Annotated in this window: 14 protein-coding genes and 1 pseudogene; 6 read left to right on the top strand and 9 right to left on the bottom strand. The window is 67.3% G+C overall.

The window, feature by feature from the left end; all coding sequences use genetic code 11:
- Window positions 1-37: 37 nt before the first annotated feature.
- Window positions 38-505 carry a MarR family winged helix-turn-helix transcriptional regulator gene (locus tag AVL48_RS13500; RefSeq protein ID WP_061983315.1) on the bottom strand — a complete coding sequence of 156 codons (468 nt, stop codon included), beginning with the start codon at window positions 503-505 and terminating at the stop codon, window positions 38-40.
- Window positions 506-601: 96 nt separating this feature from the next.
- On the opposite strand from AVL48_RS13500, the gene AVL48_RS13495 reads away from it, so the two are divergent.
- Complete coding sequence (locus AVL48_RS13495; RefSeq protein ID WP_061983314.1) at window positions 602-1,720, top strand: cytochrome P450 family protein; 1,119 nt, start codon at window positions 602-604, stop codon at window positions 1,718-1,720.
- Window positions 1,721-1,846: 126 nt separating this feature from the next.
- Here AVL48_RS13495 and AVL48_RS13490 read toward each other — a convergent pair whose 3' ends face one another.
- From AVL48_RS13490 to AVL48_RS13480, 3 genes are all read right to left on the bottom strand, one after another.
- Entirely contained in the window at window positions 1,847-2,263 is a 417-nt protein-coding gene (locus AVL48_RS13490; RefSeq protein WP_061983313.1) for a VOC family protein, read from the bottom strand.
- A gap of 36 nt (window positions 2,264-2,299) precedes the next feature.
- Window positions 2,300-2,920, bottom strand: coding sequence for an alpha/beta fold hydrolase (locus AVL48_RS13485; protein ID WP_244162305.1), 621 nt, complete (start codon window positions 2,918-2,920; stop codon window positions 2,300-2,302).
- Window positions 2,921-3,199: 279 nt separating this feature from the next.
- Entirely contained in the window at window positions 3,200-3,700 is a 501-nt protein-coding gene (locus AVL48_RS13480; RefSeq protein WP_061983351.1) for a hypothetical protein, read from the bottom strand.
- A gap of 183 nt (window positions 3,701-3,883) precedes the next feature.
- On the opposite strand from AVL48_RS13480, the gene AVL48_RS13475 reads away from it, so the two are divergent.
- Entirely contained in the window at window positions 3,884-4,495 is a 612-nt protein-coding gene (locus AVL48_RS13475) for a LysE family translocator (RefSeq protein WP_061983312.1), read from the top strand.
- Between the two features lie 11 nt (window positions 4,496-4,506).
- A complete protein-coding gene (locus tag AVL48_RS13470; RefSeq protein ID WP_061983311.1) occupies window positions 4,507-5,157 on the top strand; it encodes a B3/B4 domain-containing protein in 651 nt (216 codons plus the stop codon).
- On the opposite strand, the gene ku is transcribed toward AVL48_RS13470, so the two are convergent.
- Entirely contained in the window at window positions 5,144-6,121 is a 978-nt protein-coding gene (ku, locus tag AVL48_RS13465) for a non-homologous end joining protein Ku (protein WP_061983310.1), read from the bottom strand. The genes AVL48_RS13470 and ku overlap by 14 nt on opposite strands.
- A gap of 475 nt (window positions 6,122-6,596) precedes the next feature.
- Here ku and AVL48_RS13460 point away from each other — a divergent pair, with 475 nt between their 5' ends.
- The 3 genes from AVL48_RS13460 to AVL48_RS13455 all read left to right on the top strand — a co-directional run bounded on the left by AVL48_RS13460 (window position 6,597) and on the right by AVL48_RS13455 (window position 10,866).
- Window positions 6,597-9,530 (top strand): AfsR/SARP family transcriptional regulator, encoded by a 2,934-nt coding sequence (locus AVL48_RS13460; protein WP_061983309.1) that lies wholly within the window; start codon window positions 6,597-6,599, stop codon window positions 9,528-9,530.
- A gap of 80 nt (window positions 9,531-9,610) precedes the next feature.
- Window positions 9,611-9,733, top strand: coding sequence for a hypothetical protein (locus AVL48_RS40530; RefSeq protein WP_279626620.1), 123 nt, complete (start codon window positions 9,611-9,613; stop codon window positions 9,731-9,733).
- 110 nt (window positions 9,734-9,843) lie between these two features.
- Window positions 9,844-10,866 (top strand): SagB/ThcOx family dehydrogenase, encoded by a 1,023-nt coding sequence (locus AVL48_RS13455; RefSeq protein WP_244162306.1) that lies wholly within the window; start codon window positions 9,844-9,846, stop codon window positions 10,864-10,866.
- A gap of 591 nt (window positions 10,867-11,457) precedes the next feature.
- Here the strand turns inward: AVL48_RS13455 and AVL48_RS13450 are convergent.
- The 4 genes and pseudogenes from AVL48_RS13450 to AVL48_RS13435 all read right to left on the bottom strand — a co-directional run bounded on the left by AVL48_RS13450 (window position 11,458) and on the right by AVL48_RS13435 (window position 14,218).
- A pseudogene (locus AVL48_RS13450) lies at window positions 11,458-12,616 on the bottom strand (HNH endonuclease signature motif containing protein).
- A gap of 191 nt (window positions 12,617-12,807) precedes the next feature.
- A complete protein-coding gene (locus AVL48_RS13445) occupies window positions 12,808-13,395 on the bottom strand; it encodes a DUF305 domain-containing protein (protein WP_061983307.1) in 588 nt (195 codons plus the stop codon).
- A gap of 48 nt (window positions 13,396-13,443) precedes the next feature.
- The gene (locus AVL48_RS13440; RefSeq protein WP_061983306.1) at window positions 13,444-13,827 is read right to left on the bottom strand and encodes a DUF6153 family protein; all 384 of its coding nucleotides are present in this window, start codon (window positions 13,825-13,827) and stop codon (window positions 13,444-13,446) included.
- Between the two features lie 19 nt (window positions 13,828-13,846).
- On the bottom strand, window positions 13,847-14,218 hold the full coding sequence (locus tag AVL48_RS13435; RefSeq protein WP_061983305.1) for an ArsR/SmtB family transcription factor: 372 nt from the start codon (window positions 14,216-14,218) through the stop codon (window positions 13,847-13,849).

The following is a 14,218-nucleotide window of genomic DNA, read 5'->3' as shown; positions in this document are numbered from 1 at the left end:
TCGAAACGCGTTTCGTCCTCTGAATGCGGGGAGAAAGTCAGGCCTGGGCCTCGAGGATTTCGTCCATTGTGGATCGCAGGTGGCGCAGAAAGGCCTGGAAGCGCTCGATCTCCTCCGGCGGGTACTCCGCCACCAGCGCCGCGAGGCCCGCGCTGAACGGGCCGAAGAACTGTCGCGCGGGCTCCTGGATGTCGGGGCCGCTGCGCAGGGTCACGACCCGCCGGTCGGTGTTCTCCCGGCTCCGGACCACGTAACCGAGTCCCTCCAGCCGGTTCAGCAGGTTCGTCGTCGCGCCGGAGGTCAGCGAAACGCGGTGCCCGAGCCGGGCCGGGGAGAGCGGGGAGCCGGTGTCTTCGGCGTAGAGGATCTCCACCAGCGCGGCGGCGTCGGTGGCGTGCAGGCCGAGCCAGTCCGCGAAACGCCGGGTGAACTCGGTGTAGTTCGCCCCGAAGTTCCGGAGGTCGTCCAGCAGCGACGCGCTCCGTGCCGCGACCTCATCCTCCATCGACGGTGTCCTCCTCGGTTCTCCAACGCGCTTTGACAACCTACCGGTTCTAAATATACCTTCACTGTGAAGCTACTTTCCTATGAAGGAGTTCCTTTGCTCCCCGACCCGTTCGCCGCGACGACCCGCGGTGTTTCCGAACCTGATCCCGTTCGCCCGGCGCTGCGCGCCGCCGGTCGCCTCGTCGAAGTGGCCGCGCCGGCCGGCGGAAGCGCGTGGATCGTGACCGAGGAGAAGCTGGCCCGTGAAGTCCTCTCCCACCCCGCCATCGTCAAAAACCCCGCGACGGCCCCGGAACTCTGGGATCCCGTTCGCGCCGGACTCGAGCAGACCGCCGCCGAACAGCCGTCTCTCACCACATTGGACGGACCGGACCACACCCGGCTGCGACGTGCGCACGCCCCGCTCCTGAGCGCCAGACGGATCCAGGCGCGATCCGGCCGGATCCACGAAATCGCGCGAGAGCTGCTGACGGATCTCGGCGAGGGAACCGTCGACCTGATGGACGGCTTCTCCACCCGGTTCCCCCTCACCGTGCTGCTCGATCTGCTCGACATCCCGCTCGGCCTGCTCGACGCCGCCGTGGACGCCTGCCGCCGGATGTCCAGTCCGGAACCGGGTGGGCAGGGCAAGGCCATCGCCGCGATCGCGAAGCTCGCGACGGCCGGGCTGACACCGGGTCGGCACGGGCTCGCCACGGAACTACACGACCGGGTCCCGCCCGAGACGACCGAAGACGACCTGAGGTACCACCTGTTCGCGTTGATCTTCGCCGGACAGCTGACCACCGACGCGTCGATCGGTTTCCTGGTCGCGCGACTGCTCGACGGCGACACCGCGCCAGAGGACGACCTCGTCCGCGAAACCCTGCGGGACCATCCGCCCGCACCGTTCACACTCTGGCGATTCACGACCACCGAGCTCGACCTCGCCGGGACCCGGCTCCCCGCGCGATCTCCCGTGCTCGTCGACATCCAGGGCATCAACACCGATCCCAGCCGCGCCCCCGGCCCGGATCTGACCTTCGGCGCGGGACCGCATTTCTGCATCGGCGCCCAGCTCGCGCAACTCGAACTGCGGGCGGTGGCGTCGGTCCTGCGCGCGGAATTCCCCCGAGCACGGCTGGCCGTCCCCTATGCCGAGCTCCGGCAGACGTTCCTCGGTGGCATCCAGGGCACCCGGCTCACCGGCCTGCCGGTGCTCCTGCACGGCTGAACCGGCCTGGAAAGGACGACTACTTCTTCAAGGTGTCGCGGGTCTTGTCCGCCGCGTCCTTCCGCCGCACACGGGAAGGACCACCCTTGATCATGATCCGTCACGCACACGGACGGGTGGTCACGCTCACGACGTGCGCCACGGCATGTGCTGCAGCGTCCAGGTGTTGCCATCGGGGTCGCTGAAGGCCGCGTAGTAGACGCCACCCATATCCTCGACCGGACCGACTTCGGCCCCTCTGGCGATGAGCGCGGCGCGTGCCTCTTCGATGTCGGCGACCACCAGATGCAGCCCGCGCAGGGTCCCGACCGGCATGTCGAGGGACGCGAGCCCGGTGGTCAAGGTGATCGAACAGGCCGAACCGGGCGGGGTGAGCTGGACGATCCGGACCCCCTCGGCGGGTCGCACGTCGACGTCGAGCCGGAAACCGAGCCGTTCCGTGTAGAACTCCTTCGCCCGGTCGATGTCACTGACCGGCACCGGGACCAGTTCGAGCAGGAACGCGCCCGGCGGAACGGGCGGTGCGGGCTGGGAGTCGGTCACGGAACTTCCTTTCACCAGAGGGAATGGAGCCTTGCGCTAGAGAAGGGAGGCGACGGCGGCGGCGAACGCCTGCGGGGCCTCTTGAGGGACGTTGTGCCCGACACCCGGCAGGACGCGGTGGTCGTAAGCGCCCGTGAAGTAGTCGCGGTCACCTTCCGCGCTGGGCCCGCCGACGCCGTCGTCCCCGCTTTCCAGCACGACCGTCGGAACGGTGATGGCCGGTTCCTTCGCGATGAGGTCTTCGAGTGCCTGATAACGGGGATCCCCCTCCACCAGACCGAATCGGTGGCGATAGGAGTGGATGACGACGTCGACGAAGTCCGGGTTGTGCAGGCTGGGAGCGCTGGCAGGGAAGGCCGCGTCGGCGCCTGCCCAGGTCGGCGACCAGGTGCGCCACAGCAGGGCGCACAGCTCGTCGCGGTTCTCCGCGAGCCCGCGGCGGCCGCGCTCGGAATGGAAATAGAACTGGTACCAGTAGGTGCGTTCCCATTCGGGCGGCGCCGGTTCCCCGGCATAGGCGAGATTCTGGACGTTGTAGCCGTCCACCGAGACCAGCCCGCGCACGCGTTCCGGCCACAGCGCGGCCGCGATGCACGCCGCGCGGCCACCCCAGTCGTATCCGGCGACGACGGCCTTTTCGAGCCCCAGCGCGGCCATGAAGTCGAAGGTCCTGCGCGAGCGCGGCCTGTTGCCCGGAGCGGAACGTCGCGTCGTCGAGGAACCGCGTCCCGCCGAACCCGCGGAGATACGGGACGTACACCGAGGCACCGCCCGCCGCGAGGACCGGCGCGACCTCGTCGTAGGCCCGCACGTCGTAAGGGAACCCGTGAAGCAGGATCACCGGGGACGCGTTCGCGTCACCGGTGTGTTCGTACTCGATCTCCAGAACCGGTGTCGTGACACGCTTCGAGCCCATCCTCGGATCCTTTCAGAGGATCAGCCGGACCAGCCGCTCAGCCGGGACAAAAGCCGTTCGAGGACCTCGGGATCCGCGCCGACGGGCTCACCGGAGACGGGTTCGTCGACCAGCGTCCGGCGGTCGCCGCGGCGCGGCAGCCGCACCTGCCCGGCGGACAGGCCACCTGGCAGCGGCAACTCGCACCACGTGGTGACTCCGCCGGTCTCGCCCGGCGCCACCCCGGTCCGCTCGCCAGGCGCCGGCGTCGGCGTGGGAAGACCGTCCAGTTGATGGTCGACCTCGATGACCAGGACGTCCGACCGCAGTCGCAGTCTCAACGTGAAGAACGGCGGCTCCTTCGGATCGGCCACGTCGACCAGCGCGCCCACCAAACGGGCGGCAGCGGTCTTCGCCTGATCGAGCAACGGCCGCAAGGACCAATCCGAGAGGATGAGACGGACGAAGAGCTCAGAGCACAACAGGGCGTTCGGTTGTGCCACCAGCCGGAGGTCGTCCATCTGCGAGGTGCGCGCGCTCAAACCTTGGCCTTCCTCGTCGACGTGCGAGCGTGCATCATGCCACCCCATCCGGTGACGGCCTCCGACCGCCTCGACCCCGTGGACGATCTTCGCCGCGCAATGGTCCGGACAAGAGTTTTGGTCCACTGAGATGGTACGGCTTTGGCTCTGTTCATCGGACCAAAGAACGCGCAGAGTGGTCGAGTGAGCATCGCCTTCCTGATCACCACGCTGGTCGTGGTCGCCACGCCCGGCACCGGCGTGGTCTACACCCTGTCCGCCGGCCTCGCCGGCGGGAGACGCGCGAGCGTCATCGCCGCCACGGCCTGCACCCTCGGCATCATCCCGCACATGGTCGCCGCGATCACCGGCCTCGCGGCACTGCTGCACGCGAGCGCGGTCGCGTTCGAAATCATCAAGTACCTCGGCGTGGCCTACCTTCTCTACATGGCGTGGGCGACGCTGAAAGACCGGGACGCGATCGTCGTGGAAGGCGATCCCGAACCGAAGCCGGCGCTGCGGACGATCACCTCGGGCGTGCTGATCAACGTCCTGAACCCGAAGCTGACGCTGTTCTTCTTCGCGTTCCTGCCCCAGTTCGTCCCGGCGGGCGAGCCGGGCTTCATCCCCCGGATGCTGTTGCTGAGCGGGGTGTTCATGCTGGCGACGTTCGTGGTGTTCAGCGTGTACGGCGTCCTCGCCGCCGGGGTGCGCCACCACGTCATCTCCCGGCCACGCGTCCTCGCCTGGATGAGGCGGATCTTCGCCGGTTCCTTCGCCGCGCTCGGCGCCAAACTCGCGTTCACCACCCAGTAGACAGGTTTCGTATGCGACTCCAGCACAACCCCGCCGTTCGCGCCGATCACCCCAGCCTCGCCGTCGGCACGCTTTCGGCCACCGGAATCTCCCCCGATACACCGGTCGACCTCGACAAGTTCCTCGCGCGGGCGGTGCGGCGGCTCGCGGACGGCCCGGAATCCGAGTTCCCCGAGATCCAGGCGTGGCGCCGGGCGTTCGCCAAAATGGGGCTGAAGCCGACGCAGTACCGTTGCGCGTCGGAATCGCTGCTGCGCCGGCTGCGGAAAGAAGGGACGCTTCCCCGCATCCACCCGGTGATCGACCTCTGCAACGCGGTTTCGGTCGCGTACGCGATCCCGGTCGCGGTGCTCGACGTCGCGAAGATCAGCGGCTCGCTCGAAGTCCGCCACGCGCGGGGCGACGAGAAGTACGTGACCTTCGCGGGAACCGTCGAGCATCCGAACCCCGGCGAGGTGATCTTCGCCGACGAGGACGGCCAGGCTCACGCGCGGCGGTGGACGAACCGGCAGAGCGGGCACTCCGCCGTCTCGGCCACGACGTCCGACGTTCTGATCGTGTCGGAAGGACTGCACGCGACGGCGGCCGAGGACGTCGGGCTGCTGATCGAGGCCATCGCGGATGAGCTGACCGCGGCGGGCGTCCAGGTCAGGAGGCCTTGAGCGCCTTCTCCAGCCCGGCGCGCGTCATCTTCGACCGCCCCTTGATGTCCCGCTCGCGCGCCAGCTTCTCCAGATCCGCCTTCGACAACGAAGACAGATCCTTCTGCGCCGGTGCCTTCTTGGCGGGAGACTTCTTGGCCGGGGACTTCTTGGCTGTGGCCGCCTTACCGCCGGAGCCCTTCTTCTTGGCCTTACCGCTCTCGACGCTCTTCGAAAGCGCCTCGAACAAGTCGACGACCTTGGTCGGCTCGCCGGGTTCGGTGGCGGGAGTGATGGTCTCGCCCTTCTTCTTGGCGTTGATCAACTTCCGCACGCGATCGGTGTAGGTGTCGTGGTATTCCTCGGGCCGCCAGTCGTCGCTCATGGCGTCGATGAGGTTGAGGGCCATGTCGAGTTCCTTGCCGCGCGCCTGCGCCTTGCCCGGCAGTTCCGGCAGCTGCTCGGCGGGATCGCGCAGGTCGGCGGCGAAATGCAGGGTGTTGAGCACCATGAGGCCGTCGCCCGACCGGACCAATGCCAGGTACTCGCGTCCACGCATGACGAATTTCGCGATCCCGGCGCGGCCGGACGAGCGCATCGCCTCGAGCAGCAGCGCGTACGGCCGCTCGAATTCCTCTTTGGCGGGCGCGAGCCAGTACGTCTTGTCGAAGAACATGGGGTCGATGGCGGCCAGTTCCACGAAACTCTCGATGTCGAGCGACTTGGACCGGCCGGGGGCGATCTCGTCGAGTTCCTCGGGTTCGACGACCACGTACTCACCGCTGTCGAGCTCGTAGCCCTTGACGATGTCGTCGTAGTCGACTTCCTTGCCGGTGCGTTCGTTCACCCGTCGATACCGGATGCGGTCCTCGGTTCCGCGCTGGAACTGGCGGAAGTGCACCGTGTGGTCCTCGACTGCGCTGTAAAGCCGGACAGGCACCGTCACCAGACCGAGCGAAAGCGAACCGCTCCAGACCGGGCGCATGGGCACTCCTCACTGTCTCCTCATCGCCCTGATACCCGGAATCGCGGATGATCACACGCCACGGGCCCGAACGACCAGGACGGAAGGAAGAGAGGCTGTGCCGGGAAAGGGCTCCCAGGGCGGTTGGCCACCCCCAGTTCGAAGGCCAACCGCCGCGGAGCCCCTGCATGCGATTCGGCGCGCTGCCCCGTCGCGCCGAACCTGTCAGCTGTGCTTTCAGCTTTCCAAGGCCCTGCATCGGATTTACATCGGCTCTTCACCGGCGGGCATCCACGCAGCTCAGGCGGCGCCGGGAGTAGAATGAGACCCGTTCCAAGGCAGGCACACGCCCGCCCGTTAGGCCGAATGCCGCACGGCGTCCCCCGCGCCGACCTGGCTGGAGGCCGCGGCGGTGGGTTAGGGTGCCGGTCACCCGGCGAGCGGACTGGGAGGTAGTGCGTGAGCACGCTCACGGTCTCGGACGACATAGTGGCATATGACCGCCGGTCCGTTACCTGAATCGGCGGGATCGCCCCGAACCCCCGGCGATCCGGCACATACCGGCCATCCATCTCAGCTCGCTTTCTTCGTCCTCGGTCCGCTCGAAGCCCAGGTCGACGGCGTCCCCGTCCGGCTCGGCGGACGTCGTGAACAACGTCTGCTCGCCTGCCTGCTGATCAACGCCGGCCGGCTCGTCCCGGCGTCGTACCTGATCGGCACCATGTGGCCGGACCGGCCGCCGAAGACAGCGGTCCGCCAGGTCAGCAACGCGATCGCGCGGCTGCGGCACGACCTCGGCGTGGCGCGGTCCGCCGTGGTCACCACCGGCTCCGCGTACCGCATCGTCACCAGCAGCGCCTCGGTCGACTCGGTCCGCTTCGAAGCGGACTACCGCCAAGGCGCCGAGCTCCTGGCCGCCGGGCTGATCTCCCAGGCGGCGGCCAAGCTCACGGACGCGCTCGCGCTCTGGCGAGGCCCGGCCTTCGACGGTCTCGAAGGCGACGCCATCGAGCAGACGGCCCGCCGTCTCGACGAAGAACGGCTCGCCGCCAGCGAACTCCTCATCGGCGCCAGGCTCAGGCTCGGCGAGACCGACGCGGCGGCGCGCCAGGCGTTCGACCTCGCCGCCTGGCATCCCACCCGCGAAACCCTGCAGCGACTGACCATGCTGGCGCTCTACCGCGCGGGCCGCGGCGCCGACGCGCTCCGGACGTTCGATCGGAGCAGGATGGCGCTCGCCGAGGAACTCGGCGTCGACCCCGGTACCGAACTGAGCGCGCTCCACCAGCAGATCCTGCGCACCGACCCCGAACTGATGGAGGACGGCGCCCTCGTCCGGTACGGCGTCGGCGGCCTCCGGGCGGGGGCGGACACCGGCGGGCGACGCGAGGACGCGGACGCGCAGAAAGCGCTCTTCCCCCGCCCCGCCCAGCTGCCCGCGGACCTTCCCGCGTTCGGCGGTCGCGCCGCGGAACTGCGGACGGTCCTCGAAATCGGTCGGGACGGCTCGCTGGCCGGCCCCCGGCTCATCGCGATCGACGGGATGCCCGGGGTCGGCAAGACCGCACTGGCCGTCCACGCCGCCCATCTGCTCGCGCCGCTGTTCCCCGACGGCCAGCTCTTCGTGAACCTGGAAGGGTTCTCGCCGGCCGGCGACCCGGTCGACCCGGCCGCGGCGCTGGAGGCGCTGCTGCGCTCGCTCGGCATCCAGGGATCGGACATCCCCGCCGGCACCGACCAGCGCGCGGCGTTGTTCCGCAGCTGCCTCGCGGGCAAGCGCGTCCTGCTGGTGCTGGACAACGCCATCAGCGCGGCGCAGGTGAGCCCGCTGCTGCCCGGCGCGGCCAGCTGCTGTGTGCTGATCACCAGCCGGACCCGGCTCGCCGATCTCGACGGCGCGGAACTCCTTTCCCTGGAACCGTTCAGCCGGGCGGACGCGGTGGACCTGCTCGGCCGGATCGTCGGGCCGTCCCGGCTGCGGAAGGAATCCCCCGACGCGGCAGACCAGGTCGCGAGCCTGTGCGGTGACCTTCCGCTCGCCCTCGCCGTCACGGCGAGCAGGCTGCGGGCGCGGTCGTCCTGGACGCTCGACTTCGTCGCCAGGCAGTTGCGCGACGAACGGAACAGATTCGGCGAACTCACCGCCGGGGAACGCGACGTCGCGGGCGCGTTCCGAGTGTCCTATCTGAACCTGACCGAAGCCGAACGTCGGGTGTTCCGACGTTTGAGCCATCATCCCGGTGCCGCGTTCGATCTCCATTCCACGGCGGCGCTGGCGGAAGTGAACCTCGCCGAGGCCCGCCGACTGGCCGAACGCCTGGTCGACGTGAATCTCTTGCGGCAGCCCTCGATGGACCGGTACGAGATGCACGACCTTCTCCGCAGCTACGGCCGTGAACTGCTGCTGGCGGAGGAGCCGGAACACCAGCGCGAAGCGATGATGCGACGATTGTTCGACTACTACCGCTGCACCGTCGCCGCCGCGATGGAATTCATCGACCCGGATTCCGAAGAGGAGTCCGGCGGCGGCCTCGAAGTCCCGAAGAGCGAGTACGGGCAATCCTTCGCCGACTACGACCAGGCCGCGCAGTGGATGGACGCCCACTGGCAGAACGTCCTGCCGGTGGCCGTCGCGATGAACAACCACCAGCACTATTCGGACCTCGTGCCGTTCTGCTCGTCGGTCTGGCGCTACTTCGACAACCGCGGCTACTACCGCCAGGCCAGGGAACTGGAGACCCTCGCGCTGTCCGCCGCCCGGGTCACGGGGAGCGTCGTCCTCGAGTACCAGGCCTTGCACATGTACGCGCTGACCCTGTGGCGGCTCAACGAGTTCACCGAGGCGAACCGGCTGTTCAACGAGGTGTTCGAACTCGCGGCGACCACCGGCGATGTGCGGATGCAGTGCCGGGCCAGGGGCAATTCGGGGGTCACCCACTGGCTCAAGGGCGAATCGGACGAGGCGATCGAACACCTCGGCTGGGTCCGCGAGACCGCCCATGCCCACGGCAGCGTGCTCATCGAAGCCCGGGCCAGGCATCGGATCGGGCTGATCCACACCGAGAACAGGCGCTATCCCGAGGCCGCCGAGGAACTCGACCAGGCACTGCGGCTGGCTCACGACAACGAATCACCCGATCTCGAGGCGGAATGTTTTTTGGCCCTCGGTATCAATTCGCGTGAAGTCGGCGATGCCGCACTCGCGGTCACCCAGTTCACCACCGCGGTGGAAGTACTCGACTCGACCGGGAATCGCAGCATGCTGCCCATCGCGCACAAGGAGATGGCGATCGCGTTCGACATTCTCGGTGAGCGATCGAAAGCGGACCGTCATCGCCGGTTCGCTTTGCGGTTGTACACGGATCTGGGCATTGCGGACTCCGCGGAGGTTCGCGAACTCAAACAGCGCCTGAACGATCACTCGGCGTAATTTGTCGTACTGCTCCGGTACTCTGTTGGTGTCGGTAATTCACTTGACCGGACCAACGGTTCACGGAGAGGATCGGTCGCATGCACGACGAAGACGACGACGAGTTCCTGCTCGAACTCGAAGCGGAGTACAAGGCACAGAGCACCTGGGGCGGGTTCGAGCCGCCGCCGCACGGCGGTCCTCCTTTCCGCTCGCGACCCTGAATGACCGGGCATATTCGGAACGTATTCACTTAACTGGGGACTGGGGCGCAAGACATTCGATGCTGGTAAGGGTTTCCTCTTGCGGAACGCTCTACTGGTCCGAGGGTGACTTGATCTGGGACGATCACCTCGGGCATCGCCAGCTCAAACTCGCCGAAGGAACCGAACGCGTCCTGCGCTGGTTCAGTTCTTGGCGAGAACCGGAATCGGTACGTGAAGCGGACGAAAATCCCGAGACAGGGGAAAGGCTCCTCCGTATCGCGCGAGCGATGATCCGGTACGACGTGCTGGTGGTCAAAGGTTCTTCCCGCCAGCGGAGGGAAGAAGAAATCCTTCGGGATTGGGGCCCTTGGGGAACGTCCGCGCGGGCGTTCCACTTCGGCACCCGATCCTTGCGTGAGACCGAGTTCACGGCCAGCGAAACAACCGCGAAAACCTTGCTGGAGAAGGCGAAGGCCAGCCCTCCGCCTTCTCCGGTGAGGCCGTCGGGCGAGTACGACGCGATACCGCTGCCCGAACCGTCACCGGAACCGCTGACCGCCATCAGTCTCGGCGAAGCGCTCGACAAGCGCCGAAGTACACGCGAGTTCGGCGAAGAACCCGTACGGCTGCGCGATTTGAGCGCCCTTCTCACCGCGGCCCGGCCGACCAGGCCGGAGACCCATCCCGACATCCCGGCCACCGGCAACGTCTTCAAGACGAGCCCGTCGGGCGGGGCGAGGCATCCGACCGAGGTCTACGTCTACGCGAGGAACGTCGAGGGCCTGGATCGCGGTGTCTACCACTACGACGGTTTCCGGCACGGGCTCACGCCGCTGGACGGCAAGATCGACGACGATGAACTGGTCACCCTCGCCGGCGACCAGCAGTGGACCCGGAACGCCGGGGTCCTGCTGATCTACACCAGCGTCATCGAGCGGAACCAGTGGAAGTACCCGGTGAGCCGGACCTATCGGGTCCTGCTGATGGACGTCGGTCATCTGAGCCAGACGGTCTACCTGCTGGCGACGGCGCTCGGGCTGAACATCACGTTCACCGCGGCGCTTCGCGACGAACTGGTCGAGGAACTGCTCGGCTGTGATCCGGCGAACGAACTGGTGCTCGGCATGTCGGTGCTCGGTACTCGCGTTTGAGGTCGCTTGCCTTGTTTTGCTTGCGTGGCGGGTTCAGTGGCGGAGGCGAGCTGTCGTAGCCTGCCCCCACGGGACCCACGCTCGCCGGGCCGTTGCCGTTTTCCGGCGATGGACCCGGGCTCAGAACGGCGCTGGTTTCTCGGCCACGAGTGGCCAGTGCGACGGCGGAGGCGAGCTGTCATAGCTCTGTCCCGTCGGGCATGGTCACCGTCAGAGTGCCGTCTGAGGCAAGCCGGTAAACCGAACCAGGCACGTCCTTGCGCCTGCGGTCTCGTCATTACCGGGGCCGTACCTGATGTTCTATGTACGTCCGCACCCCGAACGCATCGCCCACTTAATCAAATAGAAACCCCATTTACGATCACTTGCACAGAAGACTTGACAGGCCCCGTCACCGTGAGACGGTCACGCCCACGGAGCCACGAAGCCGATACGCTCGCCGGGCCGTTGCCGTTTTCCGGCGATCCCTGAACCGCGGTCGTTACTCAGATCGCGGAGGCGCGCGTAGCAACACAGGGCGGCGGTCGTAGCCGTGGACGAAGAAGCTAGTCGCAGCAACACGTTGCCGTTTTCCGGCGACGGAACCCGGACTCAGAACGGCGGCGGTTCCTCAGCCAAGCGGGGCCCATACAGCGGCGGAGGCGAACTGTCATAACTCCGCCCCGTCGGCGTCGTCACCGTCAAAGTGCCATTCGAGGCAAGCCGGTAGACCCAACCAGGTTCGTCCTTGAGCCGGTGGTCTCGGCGGCACAGGTCGACCAGCTCGTCCGCAGAGGACGTGGCCGCCGAACTGCCACGGCACCACATGATCCAGATCGCAGGCCTGCGCGGGACGATGACAACCCGGTCTTCGGCACTCCCGATCCCGCACCCGCACGAACTCACCCAACCCCGCCGACGGCCGATACCGATCCCGCCCCAAATCCAGCACCTGTCCCGACAATGGATCGGTGACGATCCGCCGCAACACCGTATCCGGCCCACCAGCGATCTCTCGGGCCAGCGAAGCCGGGATAGGCCCATGCCCGGCCAGCTCCGCCGGGTCCTCGTTCAGACCGAGATAGGTCGCGAGGTCCAGGTAGAGGAACACCTCCGCCCGCTCACCCTTCCCGCCCTGACCACTCAGCAGCAGATCCAGGGCGATGTCGGCGCGGAGCTGATCCAGCGTCCGTGTCTCCCCACCTTTCCGCAGCGCACGCGCTTCACGATCGATCCGCCGATAGGCGGCGTTCACCTTCTCCACCGGGCCGTCCTCGACCTCGATCGACGCCACCCCGGAGTCACCCTGACGCACCGTGAGACGGCGGCCCGCCCGATAATGCTCAGACCGGCGAGAAGCACCTTCACGGTCCACCGTCATGGCCGCATGATTCGCCGCCTTTCGGATCTGCTCCGCGTTCCGCCCCGCCAACCGGTCTTCCAGCAAAGCGTCGACGGCCAGGGCATCTTCATCCGAGAGCCACGACGTCGCCGCGGCGACCTTCATCGCCCCGAAACCATCCACCACCCCGCGGTCCATCAACCCGAGCGTACGGGGCAGCCGGGTGGTCAACGCCTCCGCCGTGGTGACCAGTGAACCCGCACGTTTGTCCACGACAGACAGTGCGAAAGCCACCTCCTGCACCACACTCGACGCACCATCACGATGTCGAGCCAACTGCGCGATGGCCCGGAACCGGACCGCCTCCAACCGCGCGATCCCCTCCGACGCCGCCACGGCTAATTCCACAGCATCCTTATCCCCCAACATATCCAGCGAACCATTGACCTCCCCCAGCGCGTTCGACTCGGTAATTTCCTTCAATAGCGCCAAGGTGGCGTTGGACGTATCCACACACAGAACGTACAACCGACCACCGACAGTTTTCGAAGGCCACAACCGAGGAAACGTGCACGCATTCCCGGTGGCGCGGGCCGGCTGACCCGCGCCACCGTCCTCAGTCAGCCGAGCAGTGCCCGCATCTCGGCGATCTCGGCCTGCTGGCCGTCGATCACCTTCTGCGCCAAAGCCTTGACTTCGGCATTGCTTCCTTGCCGCAGCACCGTCTTCGCCATCTCAAGCGCGCCTTCGTGATGTTTGACCATCATCTCCAGCCACTGCCGGTCGAAAGCGGCATCCTCGGCCTGACCGAGTTTCGCCAGCTCTTCTTCGGTCATCATGCCGGACATCGAGCCGTGCGCAGAGTGCTCACTTGACGGCGCCACTCCCCAATCCCTCAGCAATCCGGTCAGCTGCTGGATCTCCGGATCTTGCGCCTTCTGGATCCGTGCGGCGAGGTCGACGACCTTCGCGTTTCGAGTGTGGCCGTCGACGAGTTTCGCCATTGTGATCGCCTGTTCGTGATGCGGGATCATCCCTTGCGCGAACGTGACGTCGGCCTGGTCGTGCCCGGCCTGACGCGGGGCGGGGGCGCTCATCGTGGACGTCGCGTGCCCGCTGGAAGCGGTGTCGGAGCCGGCGCATCCGGTGAGCACGGCGAAGGAGGCCAGGGTGGCGAGCGCCGCCCCGACCAGTTTCCTGCTGGTCATGGTTCTTTCCTCACTTCGGTTTCGGGCAGGGCGGGACGAACCCGCCTGTCACACCCGCAACACGCAAAGGAAGGACAATCTTTCGGGCACCGGTCTCCAGCGCGGCGGATCCCGCCCCGATGCCGAACCGCTCGCCGACCGCGCTCGCCACGTCGCCCCGGTCCGTCCACTTCGGACGAGAAGCCAGGTGATGATCAGGAGCACGGCCGCGGCGAGTACCGCGAGACACAGGTGCAGTCCACTGTGGCCACCGTCGCCGTCGTCGTGCGAAGGAGTGTCCGGACAGCACGGGTCCGCCATCGCGAAGGCGGAGGTCTCGTGTCCCGCACCGTGGCCGGATTCGGCGATGACGTGATGCATGCCGACCAGACCCAGTGCCACCACGCACAGCAACAGCCACCGCAGGGCGGCCGGGTACGCGGACTGGGTCACCGCTTCACCGTAGCCGGATTCAGCGCGCCGTCGGCCGGTGGGGTTTCGCCGTCGAATGCAGGGCGGGGATGTCGCGATCGATGTGGTCGGCGTGGAACAGCGCCTGCGCGAGCAGCCCGCGGACGTGGTCGTTGGCCGCCGAGTAGTAGACGAACGTCCCTTCGCGACGCCCCTTGACGAGTCCGGCGAGCCGCAGTTTCGCCAGATGCTGGCTGACCGCCGTCGGCGCCGCGCCCGCCAGGTCCGCGAGACAGGCGACCGAGGACTCGCCCTGCAGCAACGCCCAGAGGACCTTGACCCGCGTCGGATCGGCGAGCAACCGGAAGGTCTCCGCGGCCAAATGGACCTGTTCCTCGGTGGGCATCTCGAAATCAGGAACCGACTCGTGCAT

Source organism: Amycolatopsis regifaucium (assembly GCF_001613935.1).
GTDB classification, from domain to species: Bacteria; Actinomycetota; Actinomycetes; order Mycobacteriales; family Pseudonocardiaceae; genus Amycolatopsis; species Amycolatopsis regifaucium.
This window is presented reverse-complemented; position numbering and strand designations above follow the sequence as displayed.